The sequence below is a fragment of the Streptomyces sp. NPDC001832 genome, from assembly GCF_040297265.1.
Taxonomy (GTDB): Bacteria; Actinomycetota; Actinomycetes; order Streptomycetales; family Streptomycetaceae; genus Streptomyces.
Genome location: NZ_JBEOYU010000050.1, coordinates 1 through 21,656 on the forward strand (window position 1 = coordinate 1; position 21,656 = coordinate 21,656).

At 70.6% G+C, this 21,656-nt stretch carries 16 protein-coding genes and 1 pseudogene; 11 read left to right on the forward strand and 6 right to left on the reverse strand.

Annotated elements, in window-relative coordinates:
• The coding region (locus tag ABT115_RS27040) for an RNA-guided endonuclease InsQ/TnpB family protein (protein ID WP_351794919.1) at positions 1–662 on the reverse strand (662 nt) is incomplete at its 3' end.
• Positions 663–808: 146 nt separating this feature from the next.
• Between ABT115_RS27040 and ABT115_RS27045 the strand changes: the two genes are divergently transcribed.
• Entirely contained in the window at positions 809–1,348 is a 540-nt protein-coding gene (locus tag ABT115_RS27045; RefSeq protein ID WP_351794921.1) for a CAP domain-containing protein, read from the forward strand.
• A gap of 114 nt (positions 1,349–1,462) precedes the next feature.
• Here the strand turns inward: ABT115_RS27045 and ABT115_RS27050 are convergent, their stop codons facing one another.
• Positions 1,463–2,278 carry an HAD-IIA family hydrolase gene (locus ABT115_RS27050; RefSeq protein ID WP_351794924.1) on the reverse strand — a complete coding sequence of 272 codons (816 nt, stop codon included), beginning with the start codon at positions 2,276–2,278 and terminating at the stop codon, positions 1,463–1,465.
• A gap of 139 nt (positions 2,279–2,417) precedes the next feature.
• On the opposite strand from ABT115_RS27050, the pseudogene ABT115_RS27055 reads away from it, so the two are divergent.
• The 5 genes and pseudogenes from ABT115_RS27055 to ABT115_RS27075 form a co-directional block, all read left to right on the forward strand.
• Positions 2,418–3,044: pseudogene (locus ABT115_RS27055) on the forward strand (phosphoribosyltransferase); the annotation flags it as partial.
• A gap of 179 nt (positions 3,045–3,223) precedes the next feature.
• Positions 3,224–3,634, forward strand: a complete 411-nt coding sequence (gene crcB, locus ABT115_RS27060) for a fluoride efflux transporter CrcB (protein WP_351794927.1) — start codon at positions 3,224–3,226, stop codon at positions 3,632–3,634.
• Positions 3,631–3,987 (forward strand): DUF190 domain-containing protein, encoded by a 357-nt coding sequence (locus ABT115_RS27065; protein WP_351794930.1) that lies wholly within the window; start codon positions 3,631–3,633, stop codon positions 3,985–3,987. The genes crcB (ABT115_RS27060) and ABT115_RS27065 overlap by 4 nt, the downstream gene beginning before the upstream one ends.
• Positions 3,984–4,358 carry a fluoride efflux transporter CrcB gene (crcB, locus tag ABT115_RS27070; RefSeq protein ID WP_351794933.1) on the forward strand — a complete coding sequence of 125 codons (375 nt, stop codon included), beginning with the start codon at positions 3,984–3,986 and terminating at the stop codon, positions 4,356–4,358. The genes ABT115_RS27065 and crcB (ABT115_RS27070) overlap by 4 nt, the downstream gene beginning before the upstream one ends.
• A 136-nt stretch (positions 4,359–4,494) precedes the next feature.
• Positions 4,495–6,393, forward strand: a complete 1,899-nt coding sequence (locus tag ABT115_RS27075) for a LamG-like jellyroll fold domain-containing protein (protein ID WP_351794936.1) — start codon at positions 4,495–4,497, stop codon at positions 6,391–6,393.
• Between the two features lie 246 nt (positions 6,394–6,639).
• On the opposite strand, the gene ABT115_RS27080 is transcribed toward ABT115_RS27075, so the two are convergent.
• The 3 genes from ABT115_RS27080 to ABT115_RS27090 form a co-directional block, all read right to left on the reverse strand.
• The gene (locus tag ABT115_RS27080) at positions 6,640–8,346 is read right to left on the reverse strand and encodes a SpoIIE family protein phosphatase (protein ID WP_351794939.1); all 1,707 of its coding nucleotides are present in this window, start codon (positions 8,344–8,346) and stop codon (positions 6,640–6,642) included.
• Between the two features lie 186 nt (positions 8,347–8,532).
• A complete protein-coding gene (locus ABT115_RS27085; RefSeq protein WP_351794941.1) occupies positions 8,533–8,805 on the reverse strand; it encodes a DUF1876 domain-containing protein in 273 nt (90 codons plus the stop codon).
• A 123-nt stretch (positions 8,806–8,928) separates the two neighbouring features.
• Entirely contained in the window at positions 8,929–9,417 is a 489-nt protein-coding gene (locus ABT115_RS27090; RefSeq protein ID WP_351794943.1) for a BlaI/MecI/CopY family transcriptional regulator, read from the reverse strand.
• A gap of 135 nt (positions 9,418–9,552) precedes the next feature.
• On the opposite strand from ABT115_RS27090, the gene ABT115_RS27095 reads away from it, so the two are divergent.
• Complete coding sequence (locus ABT115_RS27095; protein ID WP_351794946.1) at positions 9,553–10,008, forward strand: tellurite resistance TerB family protein; 456 nt, start codon at positions 9,553–9,555, stop codon at positions 10,006–10,008.
• Between the two features lie 228 nt (positions 10,009–10,236).
• Here ABT115_RS27095 and ABT115_RS27100 read toward each other — a convergent pair whose 3' ends face one another.
• Positions 10,237–11,307 carry a PucR family transcriptional regulator gene (locus ABT115_RS27100; protein ID WP_351794949.1) on the reverse strand — a complete coding sequence of 357 codons (1,071 nt, stop codon included), beginning with the start codon at positions 11,305–11,307 and terminating at the stop codon, positions 10,237–10,239.
• A gap of 271 nt (positions 11,308–11,578) precedes the next feature.
• On the opposite strand from ABT115_RS27100, the gene ABT115_RS27105 reads away from it, so the two are divergent.
• From ABT115_RS27105 to ABT115_RS27120, 4 genes are all read left to right on the forward strand, one after another.
• Entirely contained in the window at positions 11,579–12,262 is a 684-nt protein-coding gene (locus ABT115_RS27105; RefSeq protein WP_351794952.1) for a hypothetical protein, read from the forward strand.
• 98 nt (positions 12,263–12,360) lie between these two features.
• A complete protein-coding gene (locus ABT115_RS27110) occupies positions 12,361–14,481 on the forward strand; it encodes a flotillin family protein (RefSeq protein ID WP_351794955.1) in 2,121 nt (706 codons plus the stop codon).
• Positions 14,482–14,604: 123 nt separating this feature from the next.
• Complete coding sequence (locus ABT115_RS27115) at positions 14,605–19,569, forward strand: DNA repair ATPase (RefSeq protein ID WP_351794957.1); 4,965 nt, start codon at positions 14,605–14,607, stop codon at positions 19,567–19,569.
• A 38-nt stretch (positions 19,570–19,607) separates the two neighbouring features.
• Positions 19,608–21,605, forward strand: a complete 1,998-nt coding sequence (locus ABT115_RS27120) for an NAD-binding protein (RefSeq protein ID WP_351794959.1) — start codon at positions 19,608–19,610, stop codon at positions 21,603–21,605.
• The last annotated feature ends 51 nt before the right edge of the window (positions 21,606–21,656 follow it).

Genomic DNA, 21,656 nt, shown 5'->3' on the forward strand with positions numbered 1-21,656 from the left:
TTGGCGAGCCGGTCGCGGTCGCGGCGTTCGTGCCGGGGGTTGGCGATCTTCTCCCCGGTGGAAAGGGTCAGCAGGTGGTCCAGGCCGACATCGATTCCGACCGCGCCGTCGGTGGCGGGGAGGGGCTGGACGGACGGGTCGTCACACAGCAACGAGACGAACCAGCGTCCCGCCGCGTCCTGGGAAACAGTCACCGTGGAGGGCCTCGCCCCCTCGGGGAGCGGCCGGGACCACACGATGTCCAGCGGTTCGGTCATCTTCGCCAGGGTCAGTTCCCCGTCACGGAAACGGAACCCACTGGTGGTGTACTCCGCCGACTTCCGCGACTTCTTCCGCGACTTGAAGCGCGGGTACTTCGCCCGCTTGCCAAAGAAGTTAGTGAACGCGGCCTGCAGGTGCCGCAGCGTCTGCTGGAGCGGCACCGACGAGACCTGGTTGAGGAACGCCAGCTCCTCGGTCTTCTTCCACGCCGTCAGCATCGCCGACGTCGCGTTGTAGTTGACCCGCTCCTGCCGCACCCATGCCTCCGTGCGGGCGGCGAGCGCCAGGTTGTAGACCTTCCGCACGCAACCGAACGTGCGCGACAGCTCGGCTGCCTGCGCATCAGTCGGATAGAAGCGGTACTTGAACGCCCGCTTCACACGGCTCGTGGTCACGCTCACAAACTAGAGGTACTGCGAGTTGAGATCAAATCTGCGGGTCACAGCACGGCCTTTCGCCCCGGAGACGAAACCCCGCTCCTCGCCCTGCTCCGCAGGAGCCCGTCTCCTCTCCGCCCAGAAGGGCGGAGTACCCACGGAGGAATCCGATGATTGAACACCACGTGAAGACGGACCGCCGACGGATGGCCATTGTTGTCGTCGCTCTGGGAGCCGTGGGAACCACGGGAGCCATGGAAATTGCGGGAGCCGCGAGTGTGCCCTCCGCTACCGCCTCGGCCGTCTTCAGTCCTCATGAGAAGGAAGCCGCCCGCCTGCTGAAGCTCGTCAACAGGGCGCGCAGCGCGGCTGGTTGCTCACCGCTGAAGGCGAACGCGAAGCTGGCGAAGGCCGCCCGGAAGCACAGCGCGGACATGGCATCCCACCGGAACATGTCCCACACCGGCTCCGACGGCTCGGACCCGGGCGACCGGATCAAGCACGCCGGATACGACCGGAACGCGTACGGCGAGAACGTCGCCCGCGGCTACACCACCCCCGAGAGCGTCATGGCGGGCTGGATGAGCAGCCCCGACCACAAGCGCAACATCCTCGACTGCTCGTTCAAGGAAATCGGCGTGGGCCTCGCGCAGCCTGGCAACTACTGGACCCAGGATTTCGGACAGCCTGACAGGCAATCGGCTCGGTAGGCGCCCCGCTTTGCGTGATCGACGTCAACACGACCGAGGGCGAGGCGCCCAGGACGTCCCCGGTGTCCTGACCCTGCCGGGACGAAGGTCCGGCCCCGGCTCACGCCCCGGCTCTCATGCCCGCAGCCGCTCCAGCAGGGCGGGTAGATCGGCGAAGGAGTCGATCACACGGTCCGGGGTGCCGTCGGCCGCCCGGAGTGTCTCGGGGAGGTACTTGCCGGTCCTGACGAGTACGCCGGTGAGCCCGGCGCGCTGAGCGGCCAGGACGTCGGACTCGATGTCGTCGCCGACCATCAGGGCACGGGACGCGGTGGCGCCGAGGTGTGCCAGGGCCGTGGCGAAGAACGACCCGGCGGGTTTGCCGGTGATCTCTGCCTCGACGCGTGCGGCTCGCTCCAGCCCCAGGAGGAAGGCTCCGGTGTCGAGGTCGAGCCCGGCGGCCGTGCGCCAGTACATGCTCCGGTGCATGGCGACGAGCCGGGCACCGCGCTGCACATGGCGGAAGGCGCGGTTGAGCGCCGCGTAGGTGAAGGCGTCCCCGGCCCCACCGAGGACGACGACATCCGGCGCCCCGCCATGGGCCGAACCGGATTCCTCCTCGTCCTCGTCGACGAGTGTCACGCCTGCCAGATCGTCCCGGATGTCGCCGGTGTTGATCAGCAGGCAGCGGGCTCCGGGATGGTGTTCCCGCAGGTGGGCGGCGGTGACGGCGGGGGCGGTGAGAATGTCGTCGGCACAGACGGGGAAGCCCTCGCCCACCAGCTTCTCGGCGATCGAGGCGCGGGTGCGGGAGGTGGTGTTGGTGACCAGCGCAAGCGGGAGACCCGCCTCGCGCAGCCGCTCCATGGCCGCCACGGTGCCGGGCAGCGGCTTCCAGGACACCGTGAGCACACCGTCGATGTCGATCAGGACCGCTCCGATTCGTTCCATGCAACCGACCCTGCCCGAGTTGCGCGCCCGCCGCACATGGGGTTGTTTCGAAGTAGGGAAGCAGGTGGGTTGCCCACGTGGTCCCTGTTCTCCCGTGTGTGGTGGCCCCTGCTCTCCCCTGTTTGGGGGTGAACCACACATGCTGTTCGCCGACCGCACGGACGCGGGACAGCAGCTGGCCGAGGCGCTCCGTCATCTGGAGCGGGAGAACCCCGTGGTACTGGGGCTGCCCCGCGGCGGAGTCCCGGTGGCCTTCCAGGTGGCGCAGATGCTCGGCGCCCAGCTCGACGTGATCGTGGTCCGCAAACTCGGCGTGCCGCACCACGAGGAAGTGGCGTTCGGCGCCATCGGCGAGGGCGGGGTGCGGGTCATCAACGAGGACGTTGTCAGCCACATCCTGGCCGGGAAGCAGGATCTCGCGGCGATCGAGCGGGTCGAGGCGGCGGAGCTCGTACGCCGGGCGGAGACGTATCGCGCAGGCAGGTCGCGGACGCCGCTCGAAGGCCGGACCGTGATCGTCGTGGACGACGGCGTCGCGACCGGCGCCACGGCCGAGGCCGCCTGCCAGGTGGTACGGGCCCAGCAGCCGGCCCGTCTGCTGGCGGCCGTACCGGTGGCGCCACCGGACGCGGTCGAGCGGCTGCGGCAGTGCGCGGACGAGGTGGTGTGTCTGTCCATGCCGCGCCTGTTCTTCGCCGTCGGTGAGTGGTACCGGGACTTCTCGCAGACTTCCGACGAGGAGGTCATCTCCCTGCTGACACAGGCCCAGTACAGCGGACATGTGCCGCCCGGCAGCGACTGATTCTGCTCTGCGTTCGTCGAACAAAGCACTTCGAGTTCCCCACGAGAACCGCAGGTTGTTGGGCTTGTCGTGACGGGCCCGACACGCTCCGTCGGAGCGGCGGCGATAATCTGGTGCGTGTAGCAGGCGGGAGACATGTGCGCATGGGAGCCCGGAATCCCCAAGGTTCCGTCGTCGCGGTGGTCGCGCTCGGCGGTGCAGTCGGAGCGTGTGCCCGCTACGGGGCCACGCTGATCTGGCCCACCGCCCCGGGCGGCTTCCCCTGGTCGATTCTGATCGTGAATGTCGTCGGCTGCGCGGTGATCGGCGTGTTCATGGTGCTGATCAGCGAGGTGTGGGCGGCGCACCGGCTGGTGCGGCCGTTCTTCGGTACGGGGGTGCTGGGCGGGTTCACCACGTTCTCCACCTACGCGGTGGACATCGAGCGTCTGGTCGACGCCGGCCGGGCCCGTGCCGGCCTGGCATACCTGGGACTGACACTGTGCGCGGCCCTCGCGGCGGTGTGGAGTGCGGTGTGGGCGACCCGCCGCGTACTGGCGTGGAGGCAGTCATGACGACGTCGGACACGGAACGGGCACTGCGCCTGACGGTCCTCGTCGGCGAGTCCGATGGGTGGCACCACAGGCCGGTGTACACGGAGATCGTGCACCGGGCGCACAAGGCGGGGCTGTCGGGCGCGAGTGTGTTCCGCGGGATCGAGGGGTTCGGCGCCTCGTCGATGATCCACACCCAGCGGCTGCTCTCACTGAGCGAGGACCTGCCGGTGGCGGTCGTGATCGTGGACGCGGAGGAACGGATCCGCGCTTTCCTGCCGCTCGTCGAAGAGCTGGTCGCGGACGGCGGTCTGGTCGTCCTGGACAGCTGCGAGGTCGTCCGCTACGGCGACGGCCGGGAGCAAAACCGGTGAACTGGCTGCTGGTGATCGTCGGTGCGGCGGTCGGGGCGCCCCTGCGGTATCTGACGGACCGGGCGGTGCAGTCCCGGCACGACACCGTCTTCCCGTGGGGCACCTTCGTGGTCAACGTGACCGGATCGCTGATCCTGGGCCTGCTGACCGGCGCGGTCGCGGCAGGCGCCGCCTCCTCTCATCTGCAACTGCTGCTCGGCACAGGACTGTGCGGGGCGCTCACCACATATTCGACCTTCGGTTACGAGACGCTGCGGCTGGCCGAGGACGGGGCGAAGTTCTACGCGGCGGCCAATGTGGTGGCGAGCCTGGTGGCGGGGCTGGGCGCGGCGTTCGCCGGTGTCTCGGTCGCCGAGGCGCTGTGGTCGTAGGGGGCGATCGGGCGCCCCCGGCGCCGTGCAATTCATGGAGTCTTCGCCCGAATGTCGCCCCTACGGGCCGTTTTCCCCCCACCCCGCGGCTAACTTGCGGACGATCACCTGACGTTCGTCCTCCGCGGAGACATCCATGTGCAGCCCCCTCCATCAGCCCGACGGACCGCTTCTGCCCGGCGCGAGCCGTCGTACGTTCCTGCGGGCAACCGCGCTCACCGGTGCCGCGACCGCAGCCACGGGGCTCGCGTCCACCACGCCCGCCGCAGCGCTCACCGAGCAGAACACCGGTGCTGCCACGGCCGGTTGGCGGCCGGACCCCGAGAGCCCCAGATTCACGCTCGTCGTCATGCCGGACACCCAGTACCTCTTCGACGGGGCGAGCATCGACAAGGCGCCGGTCGAGGCGTCATTGCGATACGTACTCGATCACGGGCGCGACGAGAACATCGTCTTCCTGTCCCATCTGGGCGACCTCACCGAGAGCGGCCAGGCGGGCGAGTTCGCGGCGATCGGCGAGGCATTCGAACTGCTCGACCGGCGGCGGGTCGGCTACAGCGTCGTCGCGGGCAACCACGACATCAAGTCGTCCACCGACGACCAGCGCGGCCGCACCCCGTACCTGGACACCTTCGGCCCGCAACGGATGCGGCGCCTTCCGACCTTCGGCGGGGCGACCCCGGACGGCTACAACACGTACCACCTGTTCCGCGCCGCCGGGCGCGAGTGGCTGGTGCTGGCACTCGACTGGCGGCCGTCGGCGGCCGGGCTCGCCTGGGCAAAGGATGTCATCGCCCAGCACCCGGACACGCCGGTCATCCTCACCACCCACGATCTGGTGTACGCGGACGCGGACGGCGACGAGGCCGAATTCTCCGGCCACGGAAAGCATCTGTGGGACGAGCTGATAGCCGGGCACGACCAGATTTTCCTCACCCTCAACGGCCACTTCTGGCCCGCCGGGCGCACCACCCGTAAGAACACCGCGGGCAACGACGTCCATCTGCACATCACCAACTACCAGAACCGCTACTACGGCGGCAGCGCCATGATCCGCCTCTACCGCTTCGACCTGGCCAGGAACACCATCGACGTGGAGACGATCTCCCCGTGGGTCCTCGGCCGCGCGGGCGAGAAGCTCAACGACCTGGAGCGCGGCGAGATCGAACTGACTGGTCCGCAGGACTGCTTTGCCGTCCCCATCGACTTCGAGAAGCGCTTCGCGGGCTTCGCGCCCGTGCCCGTGCGCGGCCCGCGTCCGGCGCAGCAGCTGCTGATACCGGGCACCGTCGCCTACTGGCGCTTCGACTCCCCTTCGCACCAGGACGGTTCCGCCGCCGACGCCGACCTGCGTGTCCCCGATATGTCCGGGAACCGCAACGACCTGGTGCGCGAAGCCGTCCCCGGCAGTGCGCCCGACGCGCTGCGCTGGTCCACCGACCACCACCCCGACCAGCCCGGCCACGGCAGCCTCTGCTTCAACGGCTCGAAGCCCCCGCTGCGGGGCGCGTATCTGCGTACGGAGAACAACGCACCGCTAAACACCAAGACGTTCAGGTCGGGTTACACCATCGAGGCCTTCCTCCGCCTCCCCGCCGACTGGGACGCCGGACGCAACGCCTGGGGCGCCGTACTCAGCCGCCGCGGCACGCTCGGGGCTGCGGGCAAGACCTCCGGCGATCCGGAGGAGCCTGTCGCCACCCTGTCCGTATCGGACGGCCCCGGGCTCCAGTGGGCGGCGGCGCCGCTGAACCAGCCCGGCGTCGTCACCAACTGGAGCCATGAGCTGCTGCGTGAACGGTGGTGGCATGTGGCGGTCGTCAACGACGGGAAGCACACAACGATGTACGTCGACGGCTGCATAGTCGCCCGCAACCCCGCCACCAGCACCACTGGTCTCGCCACCCTGGGCCTGCCCTGGCTGCTCGGCGCCTACGAGTACGGAGGCAGGCTCGACCAGTTGATGAACGGCTGGCTCGGCGACATCAGGATCGTCGAACGCGCCCTGCCTGTGGGGGACTTCATGATCGCCTGAGGGCCGCAGCACCCGGGGTCACGCCGCCCGGTTGGTACGGCGCCGCTTGACGGCAGTCCGCGCCCCGCTGTCGAGCAGATGGCCGGTGAGCGGCACGACGCAGGGCCGGCGTGGGGCGGATCGGGTGCCGCAGCCCCGTACCCCCTGAACGTTCGGTCAGTTGATGACGTCCTGACCAGCAGTCATAATGTACGTGTAGCCCTTTACGCATCCCCCGTCGTGAAGGGCTACACCCATATGGGGAGATCAGCGGAGGGGGCGGGTCCGCGAGGCCAGTACCGCTATGTCGTCCTCCGCACCCGGCCCGAACCGTTCGAGGACCTCATCGAGCAGGTCGTCGAGGCTGCCGCTCGCGGGCAGGGCCAGTTCCCTGAGGCGGGCGACCGAGATGTCGATGTCCTCGCCGCGCCGCTCCACCAGGCCGTCGGTGTACAGGAACAGCACCGAGCCCGGCCCGCACTCCACCAGCGTCGTCCGGTACCCGCCGAACCCGGTGCCGAGCGGCGGGCCCACCATTACCTCGTCGCACACCCTGGTTCCTGCCTTCCCCGGGTCGATGAGCACCGGCGGGAGATGCCCGGCGCTCGCCACCTCGCACGCCCCGCCGTACTGGTCGACGACGGCCAGCAGACAGGTAGCGGCCCGGTCCAGTCCGGACCGCTCCACCACCCGGTCCAGTTGTTCCAGGATGCGGTGCGGCGGCAGCTCGTCGTCGGCGAACATCCGCAGCAGCGAGCGGTAGTGGCTCATGGCGACCGCCGCCTCCACCCCGTGGCCCATCACGTCGCCCATCGCCTTCAGATGCCGTCCGTCCCGCAACGGGATGACGTCGAACCAGTCGCCGCCGACCATCACGCTCCGGTCGGCCGGCAGATAGCGGGTGGCGATCTCGATGTGCGGGTGCGGCGGGCGCGGCTCGGACAGCAGGGAGCGCTGCAGCTCCAGGGCGATGGCGTGCTCGTGGGCGAACCGGCGGGCGTGGTCGAGATCGACGGCGGCCCGGCCGGCGAGTTCCCGGGCGACCACCACGTCCTCGTCAGTGAAGACCGGTGAGTCCCCCGCCCGGATCAGGCCGAGGACGCCGAGCGGGCGGCTGCGTACCGCGACGGGCACGACGACCGCCGAATGCATCCCGAGGGCACGGTAGGCGGCGACCCGTTCGGGGGAGGGGGCGGAGCGCCTGAGCTGTTCGTCGGTGGTGAGGTTCTCCATGACCGGCTGGTTGGCGGCCAGGCAGCGCTGCACGGCCGCGCCCTCCTGGTAGTCGACGTACTCGCCGGTCAGCCCGAACCCCGGCAGCTCCTCGCGCAGCCCGGCCACCGCCGTCAGCGCCGCTCTGCGCAGCCGCAGCACGCCGGGGGGTGCCGGGCGTACCGCGGCGATGTCGGGCGGGAACACCTCGACTGTGGCGAGGTCCGCCAGCCCCGGCACGACGAGGTCGGCAAGTTCCGCACAGGTGGTATCCACGTCGAGCGTGGTGCCGATCCGGGTGGCCGCGGTGTCCAGCAGGGTCAGATGCCGCCGCGCCTGTTCCAGTTCGCGCCGTCCCTTGTCCGAGGCCTTGACCTCCAGCACGATCCCGGCCAGTCCCACGATCCGCCCGCCGATCTCCAGCCGGTGGTACGCCCCGTGCCAGTACCGCCGGACCGAGCCCGCCACTGCGGCGGTGACTCCGCTGGACGTGATCTCGCGGGGCTTCCCGTCGGCGAGCACGGCCCGCATCATGTCCTCGCCCGCGTCGACACCTGGAAGCACCTCGGAGACGGTGCGTCCGAGGTGTTCGGCAGCCGGTATGCCGTTGAGCCTTTCGAGGGCCGGGTTGACGTACAGATACCGCAGCGCCGTGTCGAGCACACCCACCCCGGCCGTGGTGCCGTCGACCAAGGCCGCAAAAGCCTCCAGGGTCGCGGGGTCGAACGGCACCCCGCTGTCGGCGTACGCATCGGCCTGCACGTCAACCTCCTGGGACGGGATGCGGACGTCCCGCTTCCCGGCAATCAATGGTCGACCGCCCGCCCCCGCCGCGCATCCGCAGCCAGGCCCCGTCACGTCCGCATTCGCCGGACGGGCCCAGCTTTCCCCCACTGCTGTCCGCTCCCACCGGGGTCAGCAGCAGACAGCCGAAAGCCGCTGGGCGGCTCAGGTGAGCGGGTGCGATGTCCGGCCGGACGCCTCGTCGATCTCGTCGTGCGCCTTCGTCAGCATCTTCATCGCCAGCTCATTGAGTGCTCTGGCTCCCGCGATCTCCTCGCCGACCCTCGGCTGATCCTTGTCGGAGGGGTGACGGCTCGCATATCCATGGGCCCGTACCTCGTTCCCGTCCGGAAGCCGAACCAGGGCAGCCGCGCGGGTGTGGTGGGTGTCCTCCTCGAATTCCAGGTCCACATGCCACCCGACAGTTGTGTGCATCATGACGATCACCTCCCTACCAGGGTGCGCCCGTTCCCCCACCCCTGCACCGCGACACACCTCCCCGCCGGTTCGTCTCCTTCGCCGACCGAGGTCAGACGTCGTGGTGGGCGAGGAGGCGGACCGCTATCGGCATTCCGTGTCAGGGGCGTCGTCCGGGGCGGCCGCGCGAGCCAGGAGCGCGCGCAGCCGTTCCTCGTCGCCGGGGGACAGGGCCGAGATGAAGTGGGCGAGCACGGCGTCCCGGTCCCGTTCGCCGTCCAGTACGCGGCGCATCCGCAGGGCCGCGAGGCCGGCCTCGTCGGAGGCGGACGTCCAGGTGTAGGAGCGGCCCTCGCGGGACCTGGTCACGGCGCCCTTCGCGTAGAGGCGGGAGAGGATTGTGATGACGGTGGTGTACGCGAGGTCGCCGTCGAGATGCTTCTGCACCCAGCCGGCCGTCGCGGGGCCGTTCGCCGAGTGCAGCACGGCGAGGACCTGGGCCTCCAGTTCGCCGTGCCCGCGCCTGCGGAGCGGCCGGCTGTCGGGGCACACGGGACCGGGGCACAGGGGACCGGGCACTTCCTCGCGGGGCGGTTCGTTGTGCGGGTGGTGGCCGGGCCTGGCCGAGTCCATCTGGGTCCGCCCTTCTGCGATGCCGCGGCGTCTCAGCATCTTACGGCCTCGACACAGCGGGAGCCCGCCCTAACTTTTACACGCCTGTAGAGTTGGAATTCATTCCGGCAACACAACGCAACGTATGGAGACGTCATGGCACTGTGGGATCGGATCAAGGAATCCGCTTCGTCGATGCAGTCGCAGCTGGAAGCGAAGAAGAACGACCTGAAGAGCGGGGCGTTCCGTGACGCGAGCATGGCCATGTGCGCCCTGGTCGCGGCGGCCGACGGTTCCATCGACCCGTCCGAACGCCAGCGTGTCGCCTCGCTGATCGCCTCCAACGAAGTTCTGCAGAACTTTCAGGCGGACGATCTGCAGCGCCGCTTCAACGACTACGTGAACAAGCTCACCGCCGACTTCGCCTTCGGCAAGGTCAGCGTGCTCCAGGAGATCGGCAAGGCGAAGAAGAAGCCTGCCGAGGCACGTGCCGTCATCCAGATCGGCATCGTCATCGGCGGCGCCGACGGCGACTTCGACAAGTCGGAGCAGGACGTCGTTCGGGAGGCGTGCTTCGCGCTCGACCTTCCGCCGCACGAGTTCGACCTCTGATCCTCCCCCTGCTCCACGGACCGGCTCCGCCCGGTCCCCCGTACCGCCGGAGCAACCGCGGACCGACTGACCACCGGTCCGTGCCCGGCAGGCCGGAGGTGTGCTACTCCCCCGATGCACACCTCCGGCCACTTTCTTCCGAGAGCCCGGACGGGCCAACACCGCGGCAGCCGGGGCTCGTCGGCGCAGATCGCGTCCGAGATACGGGCCCGCCGCCGGTACCCGCTATCACAGCTCCTTGGCCGGCCAGTCCAGCAGCCGGGCGCCGATGACCGCCGTCTGCAGGGTGTAGCGGTGCACCGGGTCGGACGGATCGGAACCGGTCAGCTGATGGATCCGCTCCAGCCGGTACGTGAGCGCCCGCACACTCAGTGACAGCCGACGGGCCGTCTCGGCGGACACACAGCCCGCGTCGAAGTAGACGGTGAGCGTCTTCAGGAGGGGTTCAGCGCCGCCGCGGGCCTGCTGGAGCGGGCCCAGCTCGCTGCGCACCAGATCGGCCATCGCCTGCCGGTCCCGGGTCAGCACCGGGTAGACCAGCAGGTCGCCGGCGTACAGCACCGGATCGTCCAGATCCATCCGTTCCGCGAGATCGAGTGCGTCGAGCGCCTCGTCGTACGACTGGACGACGCCTCCGGGGCCCGGGTGCGGGCGGCCGACCGCGACCCGGCCGCCATCCGTCGCCACATGCGACTGCTTGGCGAAATACCGCAGGACATCGGGCTGGCTGCCGGGGGCGATACAGACCAGGCGCCCGTCCTTCGTGGTGATCAGGATCTTCCGGCCGCTGAAACGCGTGAGCAGCGCCGTCTCGACCGCGCGCGGTACGGAGTCGGTCTCCGTGTACGCCTCCGGGCCCGTCGCCACCGCGACCGCGTGGGCGCGCGAGAGGCGCAGCCCGAACCGGGTGGCCCGCTCGGCGAGCCTGCCCAGATCGCTGCGCCCGTACAGCAGATCGTCGATGAACTCGCGGCGCGCCGCCTCCTCGCGCCGTACGGTGAGCCGCTGGGCCCGCTCGAAGCCCGCGGCGAAGGCGTCGACGGCCTGCTCGACCGCGGCCAGCACGGAGTTGGTGGACGCGGCATCGGCGGGGGCGGCCTGCGGCCAGGCGGTGCGGGTCGCCGCGAGATGGAGGCCGACCAGGGCGCGCAGCTGGAATCCGGCCTCGGCGGCCTCGCGGCCCAGGAGCCGGCGGGTGTCCAGCTCGTCCCGGGTCAACCGGCGGCCGGTGGCGGCGACATCAGCCAGAATGCAGGCATAGTCCCCCAGATACTCGTTGGATATCTCCGGCTCCGGCACGCGCACTCCTCAAGTTCTGACGCGATGTTGACACCCACCCAACGCATACCGGGCTGTGCCGGTGCCCGGCATCAAGCACGTATAAAGATTGCCGGGTTCCGGCAGTGCGATGCCACGGCCCCGGGTGACACGATTCGGTCAGCAGGAACCGGGGGAACACGGGGGATACGGGGGATACGGGGGAGACCCGGCTGCTGCGGCACCGCTCTGGGCGGTGCCGCAGCACCGGGGTCACCACCGGACAGCCCGCAAAGAATCAGGGGGTAAGCCGATGCAGGATTTCCTGAGCGCAGCAACCGCCTTTCCCGCCGTCCTGTTCGGCGCCGCGCTGGTCGTGGTCGTCTTCTTCTGGCTTCTCGTGCTGGCTGGTGCGGCAGACCACCACTCCTTCGACGGGGACCTCGACACCGGTATGGCCGGGATCGGCGGGGTGCCGGTCACCGTCTCGGTGTCCGTGATGGTCGTCGTCGGCTGGTTCACGAGCCTGGCCGGTACGGTCCTGCTGCACCGCAGTGGTGTCACCGGCATCACCCGGGCGGGGCTCGCCTGTGCCGTGTTCGCCGGGGCGCTGCTGATCGCCTGGGCCGTGACGCGGATGCTGGTACGCCTGGTGCGCCGGCGTTTCCCGGACGAGCCTCCTCCGTCACGGCAGGACTTCCTCGGCCGCATCTGCACGGTCCGTACCGGCTCCGTCAGCTCCGACTTCGGCCAGGCCGAGGTCGCGGCGGCCGACGGTTCCACCGCGATCGTCCAGGTCAGACTGCTCGGTCCGACCAACGACGCGGTTCTCACCTCGGGCAGTGCGGGCCTCCTGTACGCCTACGACGACGAAGGCGAGTTCTTCTGGGTCTCGCCGTACGACAAGGCGCTGGACCCGGGACCTCCGAAGCCGCGCATGAGCCCGCGCCCGGGTACCCGCTCAGGTGCGCGCCGGACTCCGCGCCGCTCCGGCTGACCGTCCCGTCTCTCGCAGCCGCGTCGCCGTAACCGCCCGACGATCCGGGCGGAAACCTCTCCCCTCTCCATCTTCCTCACCAGCCGTCAAGGACTGTCATGGATGCCATCACCCTGGGCTTCGGTGTGCTCGTAGCCGTTGTCCTGCTCATCGCCGTCGCCCTGCTTCTCGTCATCAGCCGGCTCTTCCGCAAGGTGGAACAGGGCAAGGCGCTGATCATCTCCAAGACCAAGAAGGTCGATGTCACCTTCACCGGGGCCGTCGTCCTGCCGGTGCTGCACAAGGCCGAGTACATGGACATCTCGGTGAAGACCATCGAGATCCGCCGCACCGGGCGCGAGGGCCTGATCTGCCAGGACAACATCCGCGCAGACATCCACATCAATTTCTTCGTACGCGTCAACAAGACCGTCGAGGACGTCATCAAGGTCGCCCAGTCCATCGGTACGGAGCGGGCCAGCGACAAGGTCGCGATCCAGGAGTTCTTCGCCGCGAAGTTCGCCGAGGCGCTCAAGACCGTGGGCAAGCAGCTGGACTTCGTCGATCTGTACACCAAGCGCGAGGAGTTCCGGGACCGGATCATCCGGGTCATCGGGACCGACCTGAACGGCTACCACCTCGACGACGCCGCGATCGACTTCCTTGAGCAGACGCCCATGACGCAGCTCGACGGCGCCAACATCCTCGACGCACAGGGCATCCGCAAGATCACCGAACTGACGGCGATCGAGCACGTACGCACCAACGAGTACCAGCGCACCGAGCAGAAGGAGATCACCCGGCAGAACGTCGACGCCCGCGAAACCATTCTGGAGCTGGAGCGCCGGCAGGCCGAGGCCGAGATCAAGCAGCGCCGCGAAGTCGAGACGCTGCGCGCCCGTGAGGAGGCCGCCACCGCCCAGGTCCAGGAGGAGGAACGGCTCGGCGCCCAGGCCGCGTTCATCCGTACCGAGGAGCAGCTCGGAATCCAGCGCGAGAACCAGGCCCGGGAGATCGCCGTCGCGCAGAAGAACCGTGAGCGCGTCATCGCCGTGGAGAACGAGCGCATCGAGAAGGACCGGCTGATCGAGGTCATCGGGCGCGAGCGGCAGACCGAACTCAGCCGGATCGCCGCGGCGAAGGAGGTCGAGGCCGAGCGCCGCGAGGTCGCCGATGTGATCCGGGAGCGGATCGCCGTGGACCGCACGGTCGCCGAGCAGGAGGAGTCCATCAAGACGCTGCGGGCCGTCGAGGAGTCGGAGCGCACCCGCAGGTCGGTCATCATCGCCGCCGAGGCGGAGGCTCAGGAGAAGCTGGTCAAGGACATCAAGGCCGCGGAGGCCGCTGAGGCGGCGGCCACCCACCTGGCTGCCGAGCAGCTGACGCTCGCCGAGGCCCGGCTGAAGACCGCGGACCTGGACGCCCAGGCGAAGCTGCGGCTGGCCGAGGGCATCCAGGCGGAGGCCGCTGCGCCCGGTCTCGCGGAGATCCAGGTGCGCGAGGCGGAGGCCGATGTCATCGAGAAGGCCGGTCTCGCCGAGGCCGAGGCCGCGTCCGCCCGGCTCAAGGCCGAGGCGGAGGGGTCCAGGCTCAAGGCGCTCGCGGCAGCGGAGGGTACGCAGGCCCAGGCGACGGCCGACGCGGCGATGATCGGCGAGAAGCTGAAGGCCGAGGCGGCGGGGCTCACCGAGAAGGCGGCCGCGATGGCGGCGCTGGATGACGCGTCGCGCGGCCACGAGGAGTACCGGCTGCGGCTCACCGCGGAGAAGGAGATCCGGCTGGCCGCACTCGAAGCGCAGCGACAGGTCGCCGAGGCCCAGGCGACGGTGCTGGCCACGGGGCTGGAGAACGCCGACATCGACATCGTCGGCGGGGAGTCGGTCTTCTTCGACCGGCTCGTCTCGTCCATCGCGATGGGCAAGAGCTTCGACGGATTCGTCGAGAACTCGGACACGGCGAAGGCACTTGCGGGGCCGTGGCTGAACGGCACGTCGTCGTTCACGGACGATCTGACGCGGGTGCTGGGGTCCGTATCGACGGGCGACGTGCGGAACCTGACGGTGTCGGCGCTGCTGATGCGGATGATGCGGGCGCCGGGGGCGGGGGTCGCGCCGGGACAGGTGCAGAAACTGCTGACGGTGGTCCAGGAGCTGGGCCTGGCGGACGTACCGGTCTCCGCGGTCACCGGGGCGGGCGCCGGTGACGTACCCGCCCCCCGGAACGGGACACCGGTCGCGTAGCGCGAACTCCGATCGTCGGACGGGCGCGGCACATAGAGCAGGTGAGCCCGTCCGGCGATTGACGACACAGCGCGGCCGAAGGGCGCGCAACCCGCACCACACACCTCGTAGGGAGCCGTACGCATGGACACCGACACCACACTCACCGCGCCGCCCGGCGGCGATGTGGACGCGGGGACCTACGACGTGCTGCGCCGCAGGCTGACCGCCCAGGCCGCCGACCTCGCGAGCCGCGCCGAGGCGCTCAACGCGCGACGCACGCAGGAGTTCGGGTCGACCGAGCTCCGGCTCACCGGCACCGAGCAGATCCGTACCGAGCAGGCCTGCGTCCCCCGCGATCTGGTGGCCGTCGGCGGCCGGCTTCTGTTCGGCTTCGAACGGGGCCCCGGGGCAGTGGAAACGGCCGATGTCGGTGACGTACTCGCGTTGTACGGGCCCGAGTTGGAGGAGACGCCCTGCGGCGAGGGCGGCCTGCTCGAAGACGAAGCCTTCGTACGCGAATTCACCGCCCTCCACCGCTACTACCGCGACGCCCGGCTCCTTCGGCTGCGCCGGGTGGACGGCAGGCTGCTCGCCGTCTTCCGTACCGGCGAGAGCGCCGACGGTATCCGCGTACTGCGCTGGGCGCTCGCCCCGGACGGTTCGCCCGGCGCGTTCCTCGACGCGCGCGGCGACCGCGACCACATCTTCCCGCCGTCGCACGACTTCACCTGGACCGTCGCGGGCCGCGAGTCCCACGTCCTCGGCCGGCACCCGCACATCGCCGTCGGCGGGGACGGGGACGGCACGGGCGCCGTCCTCTTCGTCGACACGCTCGGCGGCACCCTCACCGTCAAGACGGTCAACAACACCGACACCCCGGACGGGATCTACGAGGAGCCGGTCACCGAACCCCTCCAGTCCCTCGCCGACGCGGATGTCGAGCATGCCGTGATCGGCCCGCTGATCCTGCTCCGCGTCCGCCCGTACAACGAGGAGTCCTGGCGGCATCTGGTCTTCAACACCCTGCTCGGCACGGTCCTGCGGCTGGACCTCATCGGGCCCGCCTGCCACCGGCTACCGGAGGACCAGGGGATCATCTTCCCCGGCGGCTACTACCTCACCACCGGCACCGCCAAGACCTTCGACATCGCCGAACCGCTCACCGCCCCGCTCTTCGAGGGCGCGATCCGCTCCCCGAACGGTGAGGACGTCCTCTACGTCTTCCGCTCCCCCGACGACGGCCGCAGTCTGCTCCTGCCCTACAACCTGATCCGGCAGGAGGTCGCCACCCCCCTCCAGGGCCGCGGCCACGCCCTGCTCGACGACGGCACGCTCGTCCTCCTGCGAGGTACCGCCACGGGCGACGAACCGGCCCGGGTCCACCCGTTGCAGCGCTGGCGGACCCCGTACGTCTCCGACACCCACGCCGCCTCCCGCCCCGCCGGGACCGGTCCGCTCGCCCGGGTCGGCAACGCCGATCTGGTGCGCGGCATCTCCGACTGCCTCGCACTCGCGCACAGCGCCGCCGAGACGACACCGACCGCCGCCGTGTACGCACAGCTGGTCGCGGACTGCACCCGCGCCACCGACCGCTACCACTGGCTGACCGATCCCGAACTCGGCGCGCTCTACGCCCCGTTGACGGACCTACGAGCCACCGCGCAACAGGTCCTGGCCGAATTCGAGACGGTGCAGGAGCTGACCCGGCAGGCCGCCGACGCACTCACCGAGACGGCCGACCGGCTCAACGCTCTCGTCCGCCGCATCCGCGGCGAGGCCCCGCGCTCAGCCGCCGCCTGGGTCGCCCAGCTCACCGAACTGCGCAACGCACACGGACATTTGGCGACACTCGCCGAGATGCGGTACGCGGACACCGAGCGGATCGCCGCACTGACCACTGCCACGGCGGCCGACATCGAATCGGCCGCCCAACGCGCCGCCGCGTTCCTCGGCCGGGACGATGCGTTCGCCGGCTACCACGAGGACGTCACGCGCCTGGCCGCCGAGGCGTCCGCGCTCACCACCGTCGTGGACGCCTCGGCGCTCGGCGACCGGCTGACGCGGATGACGGACGGCCTGAGCACCGTCACGGATGTCGTCGCCGGGCTCGACATCGGTGACGCGACGGTCCGTACGTCGATCCTGGAACGGATCGCGGAGGTCCTCGGCGGGGTGAACCGGGCCCGCGCCACCCTCGACGCGCGTCGGCGCGAGCTCCTGGACCACGAGGGCCGCGCCGAGTTCGCCGCCGAGTTCGCGCTGCTCGGGCAGGCCGTCACGGGGGCCCTGGCCGCGGCGGGCACCCCGGACGCCTGTGATGAGCAACTGGCCCGGCTGCTGCTCCAGTTGGAGAACCTGGAGTCGCGGTTCGCGGAGTTCGACAACTTCCTCGCCGAGCTGGCCGAGCGGCGGACGGAGGTCTACGAGGCCTTCTCGGCCCGCAAGCAGACGTTGCAGGACGCCCGCGCGCGGCGGGCGGAGCGGCTGGCGGATTCGGCGGCCCGGGTCCTCGATACGGTCTCCCGGCGGCTGGCCGCCCTGCCCGACCTGGACGCCGTCCACACCTACTTCGCCTCCGACCCGATGGTCGCCAAGGTCCGCCGCACCGCGGACGAGCTGCGGGAACTCGGCGACCCGGTGCGCGCCGAGGAGCTGGACGGGCGGCTGCTGGCCGCCCGCCAGGAGGCCGGGCGAGCACTCCGTGACCGTAGTGAGCTGTACACGGACGGTGGCGCGACGGTCCGTCTCGGCCGGCACCGGTTCGCCGTGAACACCCAGCCGTTCGACCTGACGCTCGTCCCGCACGGGGACCGGCTCGCGTTCGCCCTCACCGGCACGGACTACCGGGCGCCGGTCACCGACCCGGAGTTCGAGGCGACCCGCCCGTTCTGGGACCGGACCCTGCCGTCCGAGTCCCCGCATGTCTACCGCTCCGAGCACCTGGCCGCCCGGCTCCTCGACGAACACGGCGTCGACACGCTGGCCGCCCTGAGCGCCGACGACCTGACGTCCCTGGTACGCAAGTCAGCGGCGGCCGCGTACGACGAGGGCTACCAGCGCGGAGTCCACGACGAGGACGCCACCGCCATCCTCACCGCCTTGCTGCGGCTGCACGCCGGAGCGGGGCTGCTGCGCCACCCACCCGCCGTACGGGCGGCGGCGCAGCTCTTCTGGGCATACGGGACGGACGAGGCCCGGCGCACCTCCTGGACCCGGCGGGCCCTTTCGCTGGCCCGCGCCCGTGAGACGTTCGGCCTCGCCCCGGCGATTGCCGGCCTTCAGGAGGAGTGGGCGGACGTCATCCGGGGCGACGATTCCCGGGCCGTCGCCGCGTACCTCTTCGAGGAGCTGACGAGCGGCCCGGCCGGATTCGTCACGAGCGCCGCTACCCGCACGTTCCTGGACAAGTTCCGCCGTACGACGGGCTCTTCGGCGTACGACGAGGACCTCGCCGCCCTCCACGACGATCTGCCCGCCCGGCGCCAGCTCGTCGAGGGCTGGCTCGCCGCGTACGCCGCCGCAAGCGGCACGGAACTCGACGCGGGCGATCTGGCGGAGGCCGTCGCCGTGGAGCTCTGCCCGGAGCGGTTGCTCGACCGGTACGAGTGCGAGGCGCCGCTCACCGCGACCGTCGACGGGCTGCTCGGCACCCATCCGCGCATCGACCGGGGCCGGATGACCGTCCGGCTCGACGAACTCCTCGCCCGCACCGCAGAGTTCCGCACCACCGCCGTCCCCGGATTCCGCGCCTACCAGCGTCTGCGCACCGCACTCGTCACCACCGAGCGCGCCCGGCTGCGGCTGGACGACCACCGGCCGCGTGTCATGTCGGCGTTCGTCCGCAACCGGCTCCTGGACGAGGTGTACCTGCCGCTGATCGGCGACAGCCTCGCCAAGCAGATCGGCACCGCGGACGCCGACCGGCGCACCGACTCGCAGGGCCTGCTGCTGCTCGTGTCGCCGCCCGGCTACGGCAAGACGACGCTCATGGAGTACGTCGCCGACCGGCTCGGCCTGGTCCTCGTCAAGATCAGCGGACCGAACCTCGGCCACGACGTGACCTCCCTGGATCCGGCCCAGGCGCGCACCGCGACCGCCCGCCAGGAGATCGAGAAGATCAACTTCGCCCTGGAGACGGGTAACAACACGCTCCTCTACCTCGACGACATCCAGCACACCTCGCCCGAACTGCTTCAGAAGTTCATTCCGCTCTGTGACGCCACCCGCCGGATCGAGGGCGTACGCGACGGCGAACCGCGCAGCTACGACCTGCGGGGCAAGCGGTTCGCGGTGTGCATGGCGGGCAATCCGTACACCGAGTCGGGCCAGCGGTTCCATATCCCCGACATGCTCGCCAACCGGGCCGACGTGTGGAATCTCGGTGAGGTGCTGAGCGGCCGCGAGGACGTCTTCGCGCTGAGCTTCATCGAGAACGCGCTGACCGCCAACCCGGTGCTCGCGCCGCTCGCCGGGCGCTCCCGCGACGATCTCGCCCTGTTCGTACGGCTCGCCTCCGGCACCGAACCGGACGCCCGCGCGGACCGGCTCGACCACCCGTACACACCCGCCGAGGTGGACCGGATCGTCTCCGTCCTGCGCCACCTGCTGACCGCCCGGGACGCGGTCCTGGCCGTGAACTCCGCATACATCGCCTCGGCCGCGCAGACGGACGCGACGCGCACCGAGCCGCCGTTCCGGCTGCAGGGCTCGTACCGCAACATGAACAAGATCGCCGAGCGGATCGTCCCGGTGATGAACGAAGCGGAACTCCTCGCCGTGATCGACGACCACTACGCGGGCGAGGCGCAGACGCTGACCACGGGCGCGGAGTCCAACCTGCTGAAGCTCGCCGCACTGCGCGGCCGGCTCACGGCCGAGCAGGCCGGGCGCTGGTCCGCGATCACCGCCTCCTACGTACGCACGCAGGCGCTCGGCGGCCCGGACGGCGACCCGGTGACGCGCGCCGTCGCCGCGCTGGGGCTGCTCGCTGACCGGATCGCGGCGGTCGAGTCGGCGATCGTCCGGGTGGCGGACCCGCGCCATCTGCCCACTGGCCCGACGCCCCGTCATGCGGCCCCGCACACCCCTGCACACGAAGATCACTGACCAGCCCGGACCGGTCGAACATCGGAGGTGGGCAAGGCATGCTGGGCTTCGTGTCCACACTTCCCCAGCAGCCCCAACGCTCCCCCTCCAGCGGCCACATGGTCGTCTGCGGCGACGACGCACTCGCCCGGCGACTGGCGGTGGAACTGCGGTACGTGTACGGGGAGCGGGTCACGCTGCTGCTCCCGCCGGGACGCGACCCGCGCCGCCCGGAGCTGCCGCTGACCCAACGCGGCCGGACGGCAACGTTGTTCGGGCGGATGTCAGCGGCGATGAACCGCAACCTGGGCAACGGAGGCAACGGGACCGCCACCACCGCCGACAGCTCCGACACCGACGCGGGAGTCGAAGCGGTGCGCATCCTGGAAGCCCCGGAACCCTCCGACGAGGCCTTCGAGGAAGCGGGCGTCGAATCGGCCGCCGCACTGGCCCTGGTCTATGAGGACGACGAGCGCAACATCCGCGCCGCGCTGACCGCCCGCCGCCTCAACCCCCGGGTCCGGTTGGTCATCCGGCTCTACAACCGCAAGCTGGGCCAGTATCTGGAGACCCTGCTCGACCAGGCCGCCGCCGTCGCCGTGCCCGGCCTCGACCCGGCTGCGCTGGACACCTCCACCACCGTCCTCTCCGACGCCGACACCGCCGCCCCCGCACTCGCGGCGACCGCCCTCACCGGCTCCAGCAAGGTCATCCAGGCGGAGGGCCTGCTGCTGCGCGCCGCCGAACGCACCCCGCCCGAGGACGGCCGGATCGCCGACCCCGGCCTGTGCACCCTCGCACTGCTCTCCTCCACCACCCATGACCCGGCGGGCGCCGAAGGTTCCGACAGCAGCGGCGACGAGGGCCCACAACTCCTGCCCGACGAGCGGCAGGTGGCCGCGGCGACGGGCCGCGGCTCCATCGTCCTGGAGACGGTCAGCCAGGCGGCCCCGGCCGGTCCGCCGCCCCGGATGGGCGGCAGGGGCGCACCGCTCAGCCAGTTCTTCTCCCGGCGGCTGCGCTGGTCGGCGCTGGGCGTCGGCCTGGCCGTCGTGGGCCTCGCCGTCGCCTCGACGCTCACCACCGGCGACCATCCGGTGCACGCCGCGTATCTGACGCTGCTGGACCTGTTCGCGATGGGCGACCCGGCCATCGGCGACCCCATGGCCCGTCAAGTGATCCAACTCCTTTCGGGTGTGGCCGGGTTGCTGCTGCTGCCCCTGCTCGTGGCGGGCGTCCTGGAGGCCTTCGGGTCGCTCCGTACGGCGTCTTCCCTGCGCCGCCCGCCACGGGGGCTCTCCGGCCATGTGGTGCTGCTCGGCCTCGGCAAGATCGGTACGCGGGTCCTCGTCCGGTTGCGTGAGCTCGGTATACCCGTGGTGTGCGTGGAGAACGACCCGGACGCACGCGGAATCCCCGTGGCCCGGCGGCTGCACGTACCGGTGGTCCTCGGTGACGTCACGCAGGAGGGCGTGCTGGAGGCGGCGAAGATTCAGCGCTCCCGCGCGCTTCTCGCCCTGACCAGCATCGACACCACCAACCTGGAGGCGGCCCTCTGCGCCCGCTCGGTCAAGCCGGACCTGCGTGTCGCCCTGCGCCTGTTCGACGACGAGTTCGCCACCGCCGTCTACCGCACCCTGCGCACCGCCCACCCACAGGCCCTGACCCGCTCCCGGTCCGTCTCCCACCTGGCCGCTCCGTCCTTCGCGGTCGCCATGATGGGTCGGCAGATCCTGGGCGCGATCCCGGTCGAGCGCAAGGTGATGCTGTTCGCGGCGGTCGAGGTCGCGGGGCATTCGCAGTTGGAGGGCCGCACGGTGGAGCAGGCGTTCCGGGCGGGCGCCTGGCGGGTCCTCGCCCTGGACGCCACCCCGCCGGAGCACCGCCGCCCGGACCTGACCACGGCCACCCCCGCCGCCCCGGACCGCCCGTCGGGCCTGGTCTGGCACGTGGACCCCGGGTACGTACTGCGCCCCGAGGACCGCGTGGTGATCGCGGCGACGCGACGGGGCCTGGCCGAACTGCTGCGCAGGCACGGCTCGTTGACATACCGCTGAGCCACGGGTGGCCGTGTGGCCCGCGAAATCCGGGTGCCGGCCCGCGTCCCC